Origin of the sequence: Paraburkholderia sp. J12 (assembly GCF_905220215.1) — a bacterium.
Taxonomy (GTDB): domain Bacteria; phylum Pseudomonadota; class Gammaproteobacteria; order Burkholderiales; family Burkholderiaceae; genus Paraburkholderia.
Genome location: NZ_CAJMZC010000009.1, coordinates 187,926 through 204,221 on the forward strand (window position 1 = coordinate 187,926; position 16,296 = coordinate 204,221).

At 65.4% G+C, this 16,296-nt stretch carries 17 protein-coding genes; 4 read left to right on the forward strand and 13 right to left on the reverse strand.

Annotated features, from left to right (window positions below):
* Positions 1-257: 257 nt before the first annotated feature.
* Both lysS and U5760_RS20130 read left to right on the forward strand, forming a co-directional pair.
* The gene (lysS, locus tag U5760_RS20125; protein WP_322014036.1) at positions 258-1,793 is read left to right on the forward strand and encodes a lysine--tRNA ligase; all 1,536 of its coding nucleotides are present in this window, start codon (positions 258-260) and stop codon (positions 1,791-1,793) included.
* A gap of 327 nt (positions 1,794-2,120) precedes the next feature.
* On the forward strand, positions 2,121-2,867 hold the full coding sequence (locus tag U5760_RS20130; RefSeq protein WP_322014037.1) for a glycine zipper 2TM domain-containing protein: 747 nt from the start codon (positions 2,121-2,123) through the stop codon (positions 2,865-2,867).
* A gap of 147 nt (positions 2,868-3,014) precedes the next feature.
* On the opposite strand, the gene iscX is transcribed toward U5760_RS20130, so the two are convergent.
* The 12 genes from iscX to U5760_RS20190 form a co-directional block, all read right to left on the reverse strand.
* Positions 3,015-3,212 carry a Fe-S cluster assembly protein IscX gene (gene iscX, locus U5760_RS20135; RefSeq protein ID WP_322014038.1) on the reverse strand — a complete coding sequence of 66 codons (198 nt, stop codon included), beginning with the start codon at positions 3,210-3,212 and terminating at the stop codon, positions 3,015-3,017.
* 22 nt (positions 3,213-3,234) lie between these two features.
* Positions 3,235-3,576, reverse strand: coding sequence for an ISC system 2Fe-2S type ferredoxin (fdx, locus tag U5760_RS20140; protein ID WP_028224423.1), 342 nt, complete (start codon positions 3,574-3,576; stop codon positions 3,235-3,237).
* A gap of 180 nt (positions 3,577-3,756) precedes the next feature.
* Positions 3,757-5,628, reverse strand: a complete 1,872-nt coding sequence (gene hscA / locus U5760_RS20145; protein ID WP_322014039.1) for a Fe-S protein assembly chaperone HscA — start codon at positions 5,626-5,628, stop codon at positions 3,757-3,759.
* Positions 5,629-5,737: 109 nt separating this feature from the next.
* Complete coding sequence (hscB, locus tag U5760_RS20150) at positions 5,738-6,283, reverse strand: Fe-S protein assembly co-chaperone HscB (RefSeq protein ID WP_322014040.1); 546 nt, start codon at positions 6,281-6,283, stop codon at positions 5,738-5,740.
* 102 nt (positions 6,284-6,385) lie between these two features.
* The gene (gene iscA / locus U5760_RS20155; protein ID WP_028224420.1) at positions 6,386-6,709 is read right to left on the reverse strand and encodes an iron-sulfur cluster assembly protein IscA; all 324 of its coding nucleotides are present in this window, start codon (positions 6,707-6,709) and stop codon (positions 6,386-6,388) included.
* A 160-nt stretch (positions 6,710-6,869) separates the two neighbouring features.
* On the reverse strand, positions 6,870-7,280 hold the full coding sequence (iscU, locus tag U5760_RS20160; protein WP_322014041.1) for a Fe-S cluster assembly scaffold IscU: 411 nt from the start codon (positions 7,278-7,280) through the stop codon (positions 6,870-6,872).
* Positions 7,281-7,372: 92 nt separating this feature from the next.
* A complete protein-coding gene (locus U5760_RS20165; RefSeq protein ID WP_322014042.1) occupies positions 7,373-8,596 on the reverse strand; it encodes an IscS subfamily cysteine desulfurase in 1,224 nt (407 codons plus the stop codon).
* 58 nt (positions 8,597-8,654) lie between these two features.
* On the reverse strand, positions 8,655-9,188 hold the full coding sequence (gene iscR, locus U5760_RS20170; protein ID WP_322014043.1) for a Fe-S cluster assembly transcriptional regulator IscR: 534 nt from the start codon (positions 9,186-9,188) through the stop codon (positions 8,655-8,657).
* Between the two features lie 188 nt (positions 9,189-9,376).
* A complete protein-coding gene (locus U5760_RS20175) occupies positions 9,377-9,859 on the reverse strand; it encodes a low molecular weight protein-tyrosine-phosphatase (RefSeq protein ID WP_322014044.1) in 483 nt (160 codons plus the stop codon).
* A 110-nt stretch (positions 9,860-9,969) separates the two neighbouring features.
* The gene (locus U5760_RS20180; RefSeq protein ID WP_322014045.1) at positions 9,970-10,200 is read right to left on the reverse strand and encodes a hypothetical protein; all 231 of its coding nucleotides are present in this window, start codon (positions 10,198-10,200) and stop codon (positions 9,970-9,972) included.
* Between the two features lie 163 nt (positions 10,201-10,363).
* Complete coding sequence (locus U5760_RS20185) at positions 10,364-11,803, reverse strand: lactate utilization protein B (protein WP_322014047.1); 1,440 nt, start codon at positions 11,801-11,803, stop codon at positions 10,364-10,366.
* A gap of 54 nt (positions 11,804-11,857) precedes the next feature.
* The gene (locus U5760_RS20190) at positions 11,858-12,580 is read right to left on the reverse strand and encodes a (Fe-S)-binding protein (protein ID WP_322014048.1); all 723 of its coding nucleotides are present in this window, start codon (positions 12,578-12,580) and stop codon (positions 11,858-11,860) included.
* Positions 12,581-12,804: 224 nt separating this feature from the next.
* On the opposite strand from U5760_RS20190, the gene U5760_RS20195 reads away from it, so the two are divergent.
* A complete protein-coding gene (locus U5760_RS20195) occupies positions 12,805-13,611 on the forward strand; it encodes an IclR family transcriptional regulator (protein ID WP_322014049.1) in 807 nt (268 codons plus the stop codon).
* Positions 13,612-13,765: 154 nt separating this feature from the next.
* Here the strand turns inward: U5760_RS20195 and pbpG are convergent, their stop codons facing one another.
* A complete protein-coding gene (gene pbpG, locus U5760_RS20200; protein ID WP_322014050.1) occupies positions 13,766-14,956 on the reverse strand; it encodes a D-alanyl-D-alanine endopeptidase in 1,191 nt (396 codons plus the stop codon).
* Positions 14,957-15,629: 673 nt separating this feature from the next.
* On the opposite strand from pbpG, the gene U5760_RS20205 reads away from it, so the two are divergent.
* Positions 15,630-16,202 (forward strand): phasin family protein, encoded by a 573-nt coding sequence (locus U5760_RS20205; RefSeq protein WP_322014051.1) that lies wholly within the window; start codon positions 15,630-15,632, stop codon positions 16,200-16,202.
* The last annotated feature ends 94 nt before the right edge of the window (positions 16,203-16,296 follow it).

A 16,296-nucleotide genomic window follows, 5' to 3' on the forward strand; every position in this document is an offset into this window, starting at 1 on the left:
GGCGCCCCGGCCCGCTCACGCATCGCAATTTCCGGGGCGGCGCGCACCGCGCCCTGCCCCGGCGCCCCGCGAAGAACGTAGCGCGTTCGCCGCAGTCCGGCGCGCCCCGGACAAACGCCCGGCAAAAATCGGGCAAAATCCGGGCAAAATCGCGCTAGAGTCGCGCAAGCATCGCCGGCAGGCGCCCGTGCAGCACGGCGCGCCGCGCGGGCACCACGAAATCCGCAACATCGCCGTATCACCGAATCCGAGCCAACATGACCGAACCGACCCAGCCGACTGCGGCCAGCGCCGCGCCCGACCTGGACGACAACCAGATCATCGCCGAGCGCCGCGAAAAGCTGCGCGCGCTGCGCGAAACGGGCGTCGCCTATCCGAACGACTTCCGCCCCACCCACCACGCCGCCGACCTGCAGCGCGACTACGCCGAAACCGACAAGGACGCGCTCGAAGCGCAGCCGCTCGAAGTGGCGATCGCCGGCCGCATGATGCTCAAGCGCGTGATGGGCAAGGCGAGCTTCGCCACCGTGCGCGACGGCTCGGGCCAGATCCAGTTCTTCATCACGCCCGCCGACGTGGGCGACGCCACCTACGAAGCGTTCAAGAAGTGGGACCTGGGGGACATCGTCGCGGCGAGAGGCGTGCTGTTCCGCACGAACAAGGGCGAGCTGTCGGTGCGCTGCACCGAATTGCGCCTGCTCTCGAAGGCGCTGCGCCCGCTGCCGGACAAGTTCCACGGCCTCGCCGACCAGGAAACGCGCTACCGCCAGCGCTACGTCGACCTGATCGTCACGCCCGAGTCGCGCAACACCTTCGTCTCGCGCACGAAGGCGATCTCGTCGGTGCGCCGCTTCATGGCCGACGCCGGCTTCATGGAAGTCGAAACGCCGATGCTGCACCCCATCCCGGGCGGCGCGGCGGCCAAGCCTTTCGTCACGCACCACAATGCGCTCGACATGCAGATGTTCATGCGCATCGCGCCCGAGCTGTATCTGAAGCGCCTCGTCGTGGGCGGCTTCGAACGCGTGTTCGAGATCAACCGGAATTTCCGTAACGAAGGCGTTTCGCCGCGTCACAATCCGGAATTCACGATGATGGAGTTCTACGCCGCGTACACCGACTACGCGTGGCTCATGGACTTCACCGAAGCGCTGATCCGCCAGGCCGCCGTCGACGCGCAAGGCACGGCCGTGCTCACCTACCAGGGCCGCGAGCTGGACCTGAGCAAGCCGTTCCATCGCCTCACGATCACGCAGGCGATCCAGAAGTACGCGCCGAACTACACCGACGCCCAACTGGCCGACACCGCGTTCCTGCGCAGCGAGCTCAAGAAGTTCGGCGTGGACACGAACCAGCCCGCGTTCCTGAACGCCGGCGTGGGTTCGCTGCAACTGGCGCTCTTCGAAGAGACAGCCGAATCGCAGCTCTGGGAGCCGACCTACATCATCGACTATCCGGTGGAAGTGTCGCCGCTCGCGCGTGCCTCGGACACGCAGCAGGGCGTCACGGAACGCTTCGAGCTCTTCATCACGGGCCGCGAGATCGCCAACGGTTTCTCGGAGCTGAACGATCCGGAAGACCAGGCCGCGCGCTTCAAGAAACAGGTCGAGCAGAAGGACGCCGGCGACGAGGAAGCGATGTACTACGACGCCGACTACATCCGCGCGCTCGAGTACGGCATGCCCCCGACGGGCGGCTGCGGCATCGGCATCGACCGTCTCGTGATGCTCTTGACCGACAGCCCGAGCATCCGCGACGTGATCCTCTTCCCGCACCTGCGCCGCGAAGACTAAGTCGCGCTGCTTACCGCTTAGCGGTCGCGCCCATGGGGTGCATGCGGTTCACGCCGCATGCGCCCTTTGTTTTGGGGCTTTGCGGCTCCGGATGCCCTTCCCGCTTGCATTCTGTTTGTAACCATCGGTAAAAGCTGCTGGGGTCGAAACCCGCAGCCGGCCCCCACCCGATTCGTCAGAACAAGCATCCATGCGCCTCGCCGCCCGCCTGCGCCAAGGCGCAAGGCCGCTGCACTGGGCCGGGGTTACAAATTGAAACTCGCCGGGAATCGTTCTGGCTCAGACTCTGTCTCATAAACATCAACTCTGCTGAAGACGGAGCCCATCATGAATCAACCCGATCCGAATACCTCACGCAAGCGTCTGCATCCCCTGATCGCCGCGGCCGCTGCGGCCGTCATCGTCGCGAGCCTCGCGGCCACGGCCGCCATCACGGGCGTCTTCCCGAAGGCGTCGAGCAGCAGCGAACAGAACGCCCAGACCCAGACCGGCCAGACGGCCATGATGGCCTCGCAGCCTGTGGTCGATTCGACGCAGCCAGCGCCGGCCCCGCAAGGCGAAAACGCGCAGGTCGCGCAGAACACGGCGCCAGCGGAGCCGACCGCGCAGCAACTGCAGCAACCACAGCAACAAGCGGGACAACCGATGCCAGTCGCGCCGGGCGCCCCGGCGCAGCAACAACCGCAATATGCCCAGCAACCGCAGCAAGATGCCCAGGATGCGCAACCGGCCCCGGCGCCATGCGAATCGTGTGGCACGGTCGTGGCGATTTCGGCCGTCAAGCATGAAGGCCATGGCACCGGTATCGGCGCCGTGGGCGGCGCGGTGGCCGGCGGCCTGATCGGCAACCAGTTCGGCGCGGGCGGCGGACGCACCGCCATGACGCTGCTCGGCGCGCTCGGCGGCGGCGTTGCCGGTAACTCGGTCGAGAAGCACCTGCGCAGCAGCACGAGCTACTCGGTGCGCGTGCGCATGGAAAGCGGCAAGCTGCGCTACTTCACGTACCACGAAGCGCCGCCGTTCCAGCAAGGCCAGCGCGTGCGCGTGGAGAACGGTACGCTCGTCGCGACCTGATCGCGACCTGAGGCGGCGTCTGACGCGTGGAGATGCGCGTAGCAAGCCGAGCAAACAAAAAGGCGATTCACTCAATGAGCGAATCGCCTTTTTTACGCCCTGCAAGCGGCTGCGCCCACCGGGACGCAGTCATCCATCCGCTCAATATCAATAGCCGGCGTCTTCGATCCACGCCGCCTGGATCGCCTCCAGGATCTTCTCGTTCGAGCGCTCGGGATCGTCGTCGAAGCCTTCGAGCTCCGTGATCCAGCGATGCAGATCGGTGAAGCGCACGTATTGCGGATCCACTTCCGGATGCGTGTCGGTCAGTGCCACCGCGATGTCCTGCACATCGGTCCATTTCATGGCTGCGCGCTCCTCTTCGGGCTTAGTGGTTTTCCTTCGCGTGATTGATCGAGTAACGCGGAATCTCGATCACCAGGTCGTCGTCCTTCGGCACGAGCGCCTGGCACGACAGCCGCGAGGTCGGCTCCAGACCCCATGCCTTGTCGAGCAGGTCATCCTCGGTTTCCTCGGACGGCTCGAGCGCGTCGAAGCCTTCACGCACGATCACGTGACAGGTCGTGCACGCGCACGACTTCTCGCATGCGTGCTCGATCTCGATGCCGTGCTCGAGCAGCGCGTCGCACACGCTCTCGCCCGGCTTCGCTTCGATCACCGCGCCCTCCGGGCACAGTTCGACATGGGGCAGCACCACGATTTGAGGCATTGTGAATTCCGTTTCCAATAACGTTCGTATCGGGTGCAGTCCCCCGTCCTCGACGGCGGCCTGCGCCCATTCTACTGGCGCCGCGCGCTTTCCTGCATCGGGAAAGCACGCAGGCGCGGCGGCGCCTGCAAGCACTCGCATGCGCCGCTTCGATCCTTGCCGGACGCGCCGTCCAGGCGCTCAGCCGATCTCGTCGAGCCGCTTGCCCGCGAGCGCGCGCTTGATGCCCTTGTCCATGCGGCGCGCGGCGAATTCGTCGGTGCCTTCGGAGAGCGCCTTGGTGGCCGCCTCGATCGCACCGGTGTCCTCGCCCTGCGCGACGCCGCGCAGCGCGTCCACGAGCGCGTCGAGCGCACGACGCTCGTCGGCGTCGAGCAGCTCGCCGTCGGCGGCGAGCGCGGCCGTGGTGGCCTCGATGATGCGCTCGGCTTCCACCTGCGCCTCGCGCAGCGCGCGGGCGCGCATGTCCACCTCGGCGGTCTTGAAGCTGTCTTCGAGCATCTTCGCGATGTCGTCGTCGGCGAGGCCGTAGGACGGCTTCACCACCACCGAAGCCTCCACGCCCGAATGCTGCTCGCGCGCGAACACGGAAAGCAGGCCGTCCGCATCCACCTGATAGGTCACGCGGATGCGCGCCGCGCCCGCCGTCATCGGCGGAATGCCGCGCAGTTCGAAACGCGCGAGCGAGCGGCAGTCGGAGACGAGCTCGCGCTCGCCCTGGACCACGTGGATCGCCATCGCGGTCTGGCCGTCCTTGAAGGTCGTGAAGTCCTGCGCGCGCGCGACCGGAATGGTCGAGTTGCGCGGGATGATCTTCTCGACGAGGCCGCCCATCGTCTCGACGCCGAGCGAGAGCGGAATCACGTCGAGCAGCAGCCAGTCGTCTTCGCCGCCGCGGTTGCCCGCGAGCAGGTCGGCCTGGATCGCCGCGCCGAGCGCGACCACCTGGTCGGGATCGAGATTCGTGAGCGGCGCCTGGCCGAAGTACTGCTCGACCGCGCGGCGGATCACCGGCATGCGCGTCGCGCCGCCGACCAGCACCACGCCCTTCACGTCTTTCGCCGCAACCTTCGCATCGCGCAGCGCCTTGCGGGTAGGCGCGAGCGTGCGCTGCACGAGTTCCTGGGTGAGCGTTTCGAAGCGTGCTTCGTCGATCGTCAGCGCGATCTGCTTGCCGCTCGACAGCGTCACGTCGAGCAGCACTGCCGGCGCCGACGAGAGCGCTTCCTTCGCGTCGCGCACGTGATCGAGCAGGAGGCGCACGTCTTCAGGCGCGAGCGTACTGGCGTCGAGCCCGGCCTGCTCCAGCACGTAGCGATAGAGCACGTGATCGAAGTCGTCGCCGCCGAGCGCCGAATCGCCGCCTGCCGCGAGCACCTCGAACACCCCCTTGGTGAGCTTGAGGATCGACAGGTCGAAGGTGCCGCCGCCCAGGTCGTAGACCGCGTAGAGGCCTTCGGCGCCGTTGTCGAGGCCGTAGGCGATGGCTGCCGCGGTCGGCTCGTTCAGCAGGCGCAGCACGTTCAGGCCGGCGAGGCGTGCGGCGTCCTTGGTCGCCTGGCGCTGCGCTTCGTCGAAATACGCGGGCACCGTGATGACCGCGCCGACGAGTTCGTCGCCGAGCGTGTCTTCGGCGCGCTGGCGCAGCGTCGCAAGAATTTCCGCAGAGACTTCGACCGGGCTCTTCACGCCGTCGGCGGTCTGGATCTGCACCATGCCCGGGGCATCGACGAATTCGTACGGCGCGTTTGCCGCGCCTTCGACTTCAGCCTTGCCGCGGCCCATGAAGCGCTTGACCGAGACGATCGTGTTGCGCGGATCGGTGGCGGCTTCGGCCTTGGCTTTGCGGCCGATGCGGCGGCCGCCGCCCGCGAGATAGCGCACGACGGAAGGCAGCAGCACGTGGCCGTCCTCGTCGGGCAACACGTCGGGCACGCCGCTGCGCACCACGGCGACCAGCGAGTTCGTCGTGCCGAGGTCGATGCCGACCGCGAGCCGCCGCTGATGCGGCGCCGGCGCCATGCCGGGTTCGGAGATTTGCAGTAATGCCATCTGTGTGATCTTGTGGGGAGCCCGTATGGCCCCTTGCTTAAATCCGTTTTCAATCCGTTCGGCTCGCGCCCTGCCCCGCTCTACCCAGGCGGCCCGGCGCTCGCCCCATTCAGCCTTCCAGACGCTCGATCTGCACGTCGATCTCGGCCGCCACGCGCTCGATGAACATCAGCTGGCGCACCGCCTCGGCGGCCGGCTGGTTCGAACCGCTGCCGATCAGCGCCGCGAGCTTCGTCAGCCGCGCGCGCTCGTCGTCGCGCAATTCGGCCGCCAGCGCGTCGAGCGCGTCGACGTTCTTCGCGCCCACCGCATCCTCGATCGCCTCGCGCCACTCCATCTGCTGCATGAGGAACGCGGGCTCCATCGCCGTATTGTTCTCGGCCTCCACGTCGATGCCGCGCAGGTGCAGCAGATACTTCGCGCGCTTGAGCGGATCGCGCAGCGTCTGGTACGCCTCGTTCGCGCGCGTGGCCCACTGCATCGCCACGCGCTTTTGCGCGTCGCCGGCCGCGGCGAAACGGTCGGGATGCACCTGCGTCTGCACCGTGCGGTAGGCATGGTCGAGCGCATCGGCGTCGATCTCGAACTGCTCGGGCAGGCCGAAGAGAACGAAGTGGCTATCGGAGAGCGAGGAGAGCGAAGAAAGCGAGGTCATCGAATGTATGCCGCCCCGGGCGGCTTCCCGCGGGCGCGCCGCGCGCACCCATCAAAAGTCAAAAAGGCGGCACAGGCCGCCTTTTCACCGCTACGCGCGGACTCAGACGCGGAACGACTCGCCGCAGCCGCACTCGTCCTTCACGTTCGGATTGTTGAACTTGAAGCCTTCGTTGAGCCCTTCGCGCACGAAGTCGAGCTGCGTGCCGTCGATGTAGGCGAGGCTCTTCGGATCGACGATCACCTTCACGCCATGGCTCTCGAACACGTTGTCTTCAGACGCGAGTTCGTCCACGTACTCGAGCTTGTAGGCAAGCCCCGAGCAGCCCGTGGTGCGCACGCCAAGGCGCAGACCCACGCCCTTGCCGCGCCGGGTCAGATACTTCTGCACGTGCTGTGCCGCTTTTTCCGTCAACGTAATTGCCATAGCGTTTTCGCCGCGCCCTGCACCGTGTGGTCCGGCCTTGCCGTTCCGTCACGCCGCCGCGCCCGGGCTGCCTGCATTCAAAGTCGTTAATCCCGCAGCGGGCGGCCTGGCCGTCCGCTGCGCTCCTGCCTGCCCAAGACCCTTCGGCCTTTGTGCGCCCTCAGGCCGCGTCGGCGTCGGCCTTCGCGTCGGCCGTGTGGCGCTGGCGGTAATCGGCCACCGCTGCCTTGATCGCGTCTTCCGCGAGGATCGAGCAGTGGATCTTCACCGGCGGCAGCGCGAGCTCTTCCGCGATCTGCGTGTTCTTGATGTCGAGCGCCTGATCGAGCGTCTTGCCCTTCACCCACTCGGTCACGAGCGAGCTCGACGCGATGGCCGAACCGCAGCCGTACGTCTTGAACTTCGCATCTTCGATCACGCCGTCCGCACCCACGCGGATCTGCAGCTTCATCACGTCGCCGCAGGCCGGCGCGCCGACCATGCCGGTGCCCACTGCGTCGTCGTCCTTCGCGAACGAGCCGACGTTGCGCGGATTTTCGTAATGGTCCAGAACCTTGTCGCTATATGCCATGATCACACTCCTTCAATTCGTTGGCCGCGCTGCACGCTGTTCTTTTCAGCCAGTTGCGCGGCGGCCGGGTCGATGTTCGCAATGCCGCGCGTTTAGTGCGCCGCCCACTGGATGGTCGAAAGATCGATGCCGTCCTTGTGCATTTCCCACAGCGGCGAAAGCTCGCGCAGCTTGGCGATCTTCGACTTGAGCAGGTTGATCACATAGTCCACGTCCTGCCCGGTCGTGAAACGGCCCACCGTGAAGCGGATCGAGCTGTGCGCCAGTTCGTCGTTGCGGCCGAGCGCGCGCAGCACGTACGACGGCTCGAGCGACGCGGACGTGCAGGCCGAGCCCGACGACACCGCCACGTCCTTCACCGCCATGATCAGCGACTCGCCTTCGACGAAGTTGAAGCTGATGTTCAGGTTGTGCGGGACACGCTTTTCCATGTCGCCGTTCACGTAGGTTTCTTCGATTTCCGAGAGGCCGCGCAGCAGCTTGTCGCGCAGCATGCGCACGCGCTCGTTCTCGGTGGCCATCTCTTCGCGCGCGATACGGAACGCTTCGCCCATGCCCACGATCTGGTGCGTGGCGAGCGTGCCCGAGCGCATGCCGCGCTCGTGGCCGCCGCCGTGCATCTGCGCTTCGATGCGCACGCGCGGCTTGCGGCGTACGTACAGCGCGCCGATGCCCTTCGGGCCATAGGTCTTGTGCGCCGAGAACGACATCAGGTCGACCTTGAGCTTTTGCAGGTCGATGGGCGCCTTGCCCGTCGATTGCGCGGCGTCCACGTGGAAGATGATGCCCTTCTCGCGGCAGATCTCGCCGATCGTCTCGATGTCCTGGATCACGCCGATCTCGTTGTTCACGTGCATGACGGAAACGAGGATCGTGTCGGGACGGATCGCGGCCTTGAATGCTTCGAGGTCGATCAGGCCGTCGTCCTTGACGTCCAGATAGGTGACTTCGTAGCCTTCGCGCTCGAGCTCGCGGCAGGTGTCGAGCACGGCCTTGTGCTCGGTCTTCACCGTGATGATGTGCTTACCCTTGCTCTTGTAGAAGTGCGCGGCACCCTTGATCGCGAGGTTGTCCGACTCGGTGGCGCCGGAGGTCCAGATGATTTCGCGCGGGTCGGCGTTCACGAGCGCCGCGACGTTCTCGCGCGCTTCTTCGACCGCACGTTCCGCATCCCAGCCGTAGGCGTGGCTGCGCGACGCCGGATTGCCGAACTGCTCGCGCAGGTACGGAATCATCTTGTCCACCACGCGCGGATCGACCGGGGTCGTCGCGCTGTAGTCCATGTAGATGGGCAGGTGGGGAATGTCGTTATTCATCTATCGCTCCGGGGATTCTGTGTGCTGCTCTGTGTATTGCGCTGGCCTTGGTCCCGGTTCAGGAGCCGGCCATGTTGAATATGGAGTTCGGCCCGAGCGGCACGCTGCGCACCGGATCGAGCGCGGGCGCCTCGGCGCGGCGGTCGCGCAGGACGGCGGGCGCGGCGCCTTCGCGGGCGCGCTGCTTGTCCACCAGGTCCTTGAGGGACACCGAATCGAGATACTCCACCATCTTCTGGTTCAGCGTGGACCAGAGTTCGTGCGTCATGCAGTGGCCGTCGTGCTGCTTGGTGCCTTCGCACGCGCCCTTGCCGCCGCACTGGGTGGCGTCGAGCGGCTCGTCCACGGCGATGATGATGTCCGCCACAGTGACGTCCTCCGCGCGGCGCGCGAGGTTGTAGCCGCCGCCCGGCCCGCGGACCGATTCGACGATTTCATGACGGCGGAGCTTGCCGAACAGCTGTTCGAGGTACGACAGCGAAATATGCTGGCGCTGGCTGATACCCGCAAGCGTCACCGGGCCCTGCTCCTGGCGCAGGGCCAGGTCGATCATCGCCGTGACGGCGAAACGGCCTTTCGTGGTGAGTCTCATGATGTAGGGGAACCGCAATTCTCGACAATTTTCGTCAAGTATAAATACATGACTAGTTTAGTCAAGTATCCGCACCGCGATACGGGTTATTAGGCGGGCTGCGAATAGCCACAAACTACCCAAAATGCGAATCGGGGCTTGCGTCCCTCCTCGCGCTCTTCGGTGGCCACCCGCCGCCACCGGCGGCTTCAGTCGACCAGTTGGGTGCGCAATGCAGCCAGCAAACCCGTGCAAGCCGCCTCGCACTGATCGAGCACCGCTTCAAAACCGGCTTCGCCGCCAAAATAAGGGTCGGTGACGACGCGTTCATTACGCTGCGGCGCGAACTCCATCAGCAAGCGAATCTTGTCGCGCGTCGCAGCCGACGCCACTTTTTGCAGCGCCGTGACGTTCGCGTCGTCCATGGCGACGACCAGATCGAAACGCGCGAAGTCGTCTGCGCCGATCTGGCGCGCGCGCAGCGGCGCGAGGTCGTAGCCGCGGCGCTCACCCGCGCGCCGGGCGCGCTCGTCGGGTGCCTCGCCCACGTGCCAGTCGCCCGTGCCGGCCGAATCGACGTCGATGCGCCCGGCCAGCCCCGCCTGCCCGACCAGGTGCCGCATCACGGCTTCAGCCGTGGGCGAGCGGCAGATGTTGCCGAGGCAGACGAAACAGACGGAAACCTTTTTCATCGGATCGAACGTCGCGAAGGGCAACGATGGGCAATATAAGAAGCTATGAAGCGAAGGCGCGATTATACAAAGCACTGAGCAAAGCCGCCCGGCGCAACCGCGCCGGACGCTTAGATGGTGCTCGCGCGCGGCAGCGTTTCGCCGGCCACGGGCGTCTTGACGGGGACCTTGCCTTCGCTGCCGACGAGGCCGTACGACACGGCACGGGCCAGTTCGGCACTCAGTTGGTCGGCGGCAAGCGGCATTTGCTGCTGGGCCGTATTCCAGGCATGGGCCCACGCGATGGCCGCGCAGGACACGATCAGCGCCAGCGGCCAGTACATCGATATTTTCTTTTTCATGATGCGGACTCTCTCGACTTGGGGCGACGGGTACGGGACGCACTATCGCCAGTCGAAATGATATAGACATCCGCAATCAGGAAAAACCCGGCAACGCCAAACACACTGTTGCTCCAGGTTAAACAGTGGTCAGACCCGGCTTGACCGCGCCACTCGCGCCCGCTCAACCCGCGCCGTTCTGGCGCCGCGTCGTGTCGAGGTGGGTGCGTTGCGCCGCGTAGAGCTCCCGGAAGGTGCGCCCGACGGGCGCCGGCATGTCACGGCCATCGGTCCATCCGCGCGCGAGCGGCAGCTTGCGGATGAGCCGCGACTCGCCGCCGAGGCGCTCCAGCACCCGCACCCCCAGTTTGGTCAGCAGCGCATAGGCGCCGGGATGCAGCGCGAACCAGCCCCACACGGCCAGCGCGGCGCGCTCGCGCCAGGGGCGCAGATGGCGCTCGGTCTGCTTCTCGCGCAGCTTGCGCAGCAGATCCGAGAGCGGGATGCCCACCGGGCAGACGCTGTTGCATTCGCCGCAGAGCGTGGCGGCCTGCGGCAGATCGAGGGCCTTGTCGAGGCCGACATAGCTCGGCGTCAGCACCGAGCCCATCGGCCCCGGATAGACCCAGCCATAGGCGTGGCCGCCGACCTTCTGATAAACGGGGCAATGGTTCATGCACGCGCCGCAGCGGATACAGCGGAGCATCTCCTGGAATTCGCCGCCGATGAGCCCCGTGCGACCGCCATCCACGAGCACCACGTACATATGCTCCGGGCCGTCCTGGTCGTCCTTGCCGCGCGGCCCCGTCAGCACCGAGAAATAATTCGACGTGGCCTGCCCCGTGGCCGAGCGCGGCAGAAGACGCATGGCCGTCGCGAGGTCTTCGAGCGTGGGCAGCACCTTCTCGATGCCCGTCACCGCCACATGCACGCGCGGCATCACCGTGCACATGCCCTCGTTGCCTTCGTTCGTCACGAGCACGACCGAGCCCGTTTCGGCCACAAGGAAGTTGCCGCCCGTCACGCCCATGTCCGCTGAAAGAAAGTGCGGGCGCAGCATCTCGCGCGCCTCGCGCGTCATGTCGGGAATCTCGGTCAGACGCGGCTTGTGGTGCGTCTTCGCGAAGAGATCGGCGATCTCCTCTTTGTCCTTGTGGACCACGGGCGCAATGATGTGGCTCGGCGGCTCGTTGCCGTTGATCTGCAGGATGTATTCGCCGAGATCGGTTTCGATGGACTGCACGCCCATGCCTTCGAGCACGGTATTGAGCTGCATTTCCTCGGACACCATCGACTTCGTCTTGATGACCTTGCGCACGTCGTGCTGCCGGGCAATCTCGGCCACGAGCCTCGCCGCGTCGCGCGCGGTTTCGGCGTAGAGCACCGTCACGCCGCGGCGCGTGGCCTCGGTCTCGAACTGCTCGAGCCAGACGTCGAGGTTCTCCAGCGCGCGGTTGCGGCGCGCCTTGAGCGCGTCGCGCGTGGCCGGAAAGTCGATCTCGGTCATGCCGGCGGCGCGGGCCGTGACGAACTTGGTCGAGAGCTTCGTGAGGTTCTGCTGGAGACGCTGGTCGGCCAGCTTCTGGCCGGCGCGCGCCTTGAACTGCATCGACTGGACTTGCATGGTTCGGGAATCCTGGTGCGAAGAGCGCTAGGGAAGGTCGCTGCGGGCGGCGCGTCAGACGTCGCCGGCCAGCACCTGGGCCACGTGCAGCACGCGCGTAGCCGTGTCGCCCGTGCGGCGCAGGCGCCCTTCGATGTTGAGCATGCAGCCGAGGTCGCCGAGCACCACGGTGCCGGCGCCGCTCGCGCGCACGTTCGCGCATTTTTCGTCGGCGATCGCAGTCGAGATCGCGCCGTACTTCACCGCAAACGTGCCGCCGAAGCCGCAGCAATGCTCGCAGTCCTTCATCTCCTGCACCTGCACGCCGCGCTGCGCGAGCAGCGTGCGCGGCTGCGCCTTGACGCCCAGTTCGCGCAGGCCCGAGCACGAATCGTGATACGTGACCGGCCCGGGGAATTCGCCCGCCGGCAATTCCACCTTCGCGACGCTGACGAGAAAGTCCGTGAGCTCGTATACGCGCTCGCGCAACAGCCCGTAGCGGCGCATCAGCTCCGGATCGTCGCGAAAGAGATCGCCGTAATGCGCGCGGATCATGCCGCCGCACGAGCCCGACGGCACCACCACGTAGTCGTACTGCTCGAATTCGCGCAGCGTCTTTTCGGCGAGGTCCCGTGCGAGCGCCCGGTCGCCCGAGTTGTAGGCGGGCTGCCCGCAGCAGGTTTGCGCGGGCGGCACGTCCACCTCGTAGCCGGCCTGCTCCAGCAGCTTGATGGCAGAAAAGCCGATTTCGGGACGCATCGTGTCGATGAGGCAGGTGACGAACAAACCGACTCGCATAGGGGCTCCTCTCTAAAACCGTCCCCGATTATCCGACGTTTCGCAGCCGCCACCAATCCATCGAACGCGCATCGCGCGCGAATCAAACGCATCGCGGCCCTGGCGCGACTCCCCGGCAGCCGCTTACTTTTTTCACGATACGAGATACAATGGATTTTCCGCCTGATATGTCGACCTCGGTGTCGACGTCGGCCTCAACCGCGGCGTCAACCGAATCTGAACCCATGAGCGAAAGTGGAAACACGCCAGATCCGAAGACCTCGATTCAGGTAATCGAGCGCATGATGCGCCTTCTGGACGCGCTGGCCGCGCACAGCGACCCTGTCAGTCTCAAGGAACTGGCGCAGCGCACCGAACTGCACCCCTCCACGGCGCACCGCATTCTCAACGACATGGTGAGCTGCCGCCTCGTCGATCGCTCCGACCCCGGCACCTACCGGCTCGGCATGCGCCTGCTGGAACTGGGCAATCTCGTGAAGGCGCGCCTTTCGGTGCGCGACGCCGCGCTCACGCCGATGCGCGAGCTGCACCGCCTCACCGGCCAGACCGTGAATCTCTCGGTGCGCCAGGGCGACGAAATCGTCTATATCGAGCGCGCCTATTCGGAGCGCTCGGGCATGCAGGTGGTGCGCGCGATCGGCGGCCGGGCGCCGCTGCACCTCACTTCGGTCGGCAAGCTCTTCCTCGCCGCCGACGAAGCCAACCGCGTGCGGGCCTACGCCACGCGCACGGGCCTGTCGGGCCATACGCGCAACAGCATTACCGACCTGAGCCGCCTCGAGCGCGAACTCGCGCATGTGCGCCAGCAGTCCTGCGCGCGCGACAACGAAGAGCTGGAACTAGGCGTGCGCTGTATCGCCGCAGGCATTTACGACGATACCGGCAAGCTGGTCGCAGGGCTCTCGCTCTCGGCGCCGGCCGATCGCCTGCAGGATTCGTGGCTCGGCCAACTGAGCAAGACCGCGCTTGTGATTTCGGAATCGCTCGGCTATCACGCGCAGCCCGCCGAGGGCAACGTTCAGCCAGCCTGATGATTCCAGCCTGATTCCGGCGGCGCGCTTGTGCCTCATCCAAGGCCGCATCCAGGCCGCGCATTCCAGCCTCTGCCAACGAAAACGCCCCGCAACTGCGGGGCGTTTTGCATGGGCACGGGAACGAAGCGCCGGACTACGCGAAACCCGTCGATCAGGTCCCGGCGCCGCCCGCGTCCGCGCTCGTAATGCGCGGCTGCTGGTCGGCACCGCCGTTGTCGAGCCAGGCGCGCACGCGTGTCGCATCGGCAAAGCGCGAGTACTTGCCGCTCGAATCGAGCAGCACCATGATGACCGGGCGATCGTGAATGGTCGCCTGCATCACGAGGCATTCGCCCGCTTCGTTGATGAAGCCGGTCTTCTGCAGGCCGATGTCCCACGACGGGTTGCGGATCAGCGCATTCGTGCTGTTGTAGGCGATCGTGCGCTTGCCCGTGAACACCGTGTAGCTATGGTCGGTCGAGAACTGGCGGATCATCGGGTACTGATAGGCCGCATTGACCATCTTCGCGAGATCGCGCGCGCTCGAGACGTTCTGGCTGGAGAGGCCCGTCGAGTTCTCGAAGTGCGTATCGGTCATGCCGAGCTGCTTCGCCTTTGCGTTCATCGCGGCGATGAACGCCGGACGGCCGCCCGGGTAGTAGCGCGAAAGCGCCGCGGCTGCGCGATTTTCGGAGGCCATCAGCGCGATGTGCAGCATGTCTTCGCGCGAGAGCACCGAGCCGACCGAGAGGCGCGAGCCCGTGTTCTTGTCGTAATCGCGGTCTTCGTCGGTGACTTCGACCTGCTCGGTCATCGGCGCCTTCGAATCGAGCACGACCATCGCCGTCATCAGCTTCGAGATCGAGGCGATCGGCACGACGGCGTGCGAATTCTTGTCGAAGAGCGGTTCGAGCGTGTTCTGGTCGACGACGTAGGCCACGCCCGAGCGCAGCATCAGCGCGTCCGGCGACTCATGCAGGCCGAATGCCTGGCCCACGGTCGGCTGGCGCGGCTCATAGGCAACGCGGCGCACCGCCTGGTGGTGGCCGTTCATCGTGTAGCTCACGCGTTTTTTCTTCGCCACCGGGCGCGTGTCGTCGTCATTGGCTGCGACCGTGCGCGCGCCCCTGGCCGATTTCTGCGAGACCTTGGCCGGCGCCGCCGCGGCCGGCCTGGCAACCTTTTTGGTTACTTTCTTCGCCTTCGTCGTCTTGGCCGGCGCTGCAGCATCTTGCGTTGCAGCGAAAGCGCTCGCGGGCAGGGCGATCGTCGCACTGATGGCTACGGAAACAGCCACCGACAGCGCGGTGCTGACCACGGCACCGGGCATCAGTCTGAACGACAGGAGCTTGTCGGATTTCATTGGTGTTCTGGATGAAGCGGCGGGATTGTTCGCCAAGTGTAGTAAAACCACGAAAATTTCGCAAATTGAAGCACTTATCGCCACTCATTAAACCGAAGTCTGACTTTCGATTGAAATGACCGATAGGCTTCACGCACCCATTGACTGCAGCAATCGGAACGCCGGACCTTCCCTACCGACTCGGCGCCTACCTCGTTTTGACGGGAATTACGGCCCGAGTCAGGTAAAACTTGATAGAGGGAAAATACCGGGGAGCGATCGCGTACGCGACGCGCATTCGACTGCAATGAATCTTTAACGTTCCATTATCCATTCTGGTGGACGTGTCGGGAATATCTTGTACGCATATCCACGCTCGCCTACAGCATTGTCAGAGCGCGATCTTGCCCAATCTCGCGTGCGACTGCCGAACTCCGCTCTACCCGTGCGGGCCCTGCGCGGCGAAGCAGCGTCGCCATTCTGCTTCGACCCTACCCAGCACGCATAAGCGTCTGTTTAATAAGAATTTATCGACATTGTGCGACGCACAAAATGGGCTTGACTTTCTTCGGCAGCATCCTAAAATCGATGTCAATGCTGCGACGCACAAAGCCCGCAGCAGATCGCCTCGAGTCTTGCCACTTATCTACACGGACCGCATCAGACGGCCCGTCATCCATCCAGGAGCGTAAACATGAGTCTGCTGACCCCTGAGCAATTCGCCGCTGCCCAGAAAGCCAACCTCGAAACCCTCTTCGGTCTGACCGGCAAGGCATTCGAGAGCGTGGAAAAGCTCGTCGAATTGAACCTTCAGGCCGTCCGCTCGAATCTGGCGGAAACGCAGGAGCATGCGCAGCGCGCGCTGTCCGTGAAGGACGCGCAGGAACTGCTGGCCCTGCAAACGAGCTATGCCCAGCCGCTCGCCGAAAAGCTGCTGTCGTATGGCCGTCACGTGTACGAAATCGCATCGGCCACGCAAGCCGAATTCGCGAAGGTCGCTGAAGCCCACTACGAAGAACAGAACCGCAAGGTGCAATCGCTCGTCGACAACGTCGCGAAGAACGCACCGGCCGGCTCGGAAACCGCCGTTGCCGTGATCAAGTCGGCCATCAACGCCGCGAACACGACCTACGAAACGGTTCACAAGGCCACCAAGCAAGCCGTCGAAATCGCCGAAAGCAACTTCAACGCGGCAACGGCTGCCGCGAGCAAGGCTGCCGCGCAAGCTTCGCGCTCGGCTGCCGCTACGGCCAAGAAGGCGGTCTAACGCCCGGTGCTGACGCGGTGCGCCGCCAGGCGTGATGCGCACCGTTGTGCCGGACCCGACGCTCCGGCATGCCCCACGGGCGTGCCGCTTGCCC

Bases quoted from the DNA above. Each gene is read 5' to 3' on its own strand.
- lysS (WP_322014036.1), top strand. From the start codon at position 258: ATGACCGAACCGACCCAGCCGACTGCGGCCAGCGCCGCGCCCGACCTG.
- U5760_RS20130 (WP_322014037.1), top strand. From the start codon at position 2,121: ATGAATCAACCCGATCCGAATACCTCACGCAAGCGTCTGCATCCCCTG.
- iscX (WP_322014038.1), bottom strand. From the start codon at position 3,212: ATGAAATGGACCGATGTGCAGGACATCGCGGTGGCACTGACCGACACG.
- fdx (WP_028224423.1), bottom strand. From the start codon at position 3,576: ATGCCTCAAATCGTGGTGCTGCCCCATGTCGAACTGTGCCCGGAGGGC.
- hscA (WP_322014039.1), bottom strand. From the start codon at position 5,628: ATGGCATTACTGCAAATCTCCGAACCCGGCATGGCGCCGGCGCCGCAT.
- hscB (WP_322014040.1), bottom strand. From the start codon at position 6,283: ATGACCTCGCTTTCTTCGCTCTCCTCGCTCTCCGATAGCCACTTCGTT.
- iscA (WP_028224420.1), bottom strand. From the start codon at position 6,709: ATGGCAATTACGTTGACGGAAAAAGCGGCACAGCACGTGCAGAAGTAT.
- iscU (WP_322014041.1), bottom strand. From the start codon at position 7,280: ATGGCATATAGCGACAAGGTTCTGGACCATTACGAAAATCCGCGCAAC.
- U5760_RS20165 (WP_322014042.1), bottom strand. From the start codon at position 8,596: ATGAATAACGACATTCCCCACCTGCCCATCTACATGGACTACAGCGCG.
- iscR (WP_322014043.1), bottom strand. From the start codon at position 9,188: ATGAGACTCACCACGAAAGGCCGTTTCGCCGTCACGGCGATGATCGAC.
- U5760_RS20175 (WP_322014044.1), bottom strand. From the start codon at position 9,859: ATGAAAAAGGTTTCCGTCTGTTTCGTCTGCCTCGGCAACATCTGCCGC.
- U5760_RS20180 (WP_322014045.1), bottom strand. From the start codon at position 10,200: ATGAAAAAGAAAATATCGATGTACTGGCCGCTGGCGCTGATCGTGTCC.
- U5760_RS20185 (WP_322014047.1), bottom strand. From the start codon at position 11,803: ATGCAAGTCCAGTCGATGCAGTTCAAGGCGCGCGCCGGCCAGAAGCTG.
- U5760_RS20190 (WP_322014048.1), bottom strand. From the start codon at position 12,580: ATGCGAGTCGGTTTGTTCGTCACCTGCCTCATCGACACGATGCGTCCC.
- U5760_RS20195 (WP_322014049.1), top strand. From the start codon at position 12,805: ATGAGCGAAAGTGGAAACACGCCAGATCCGAAGACCTCGATTCAGGTA.
- pbpG (WP_322014050.1), bottom strand. From the start codon at position 14,956: ATGAAATCCGACAAGCTCCTGTCGTTCAGACTGATGCCCGGTGCCGTG.
- U5760_RS20205 (WP_322014051.1), top strand. From the start codon at position 15,630: ATGAGTCTGCTGACCCCTGAGCAATTCGCCGCTGCCCAGAAAGCCAAC.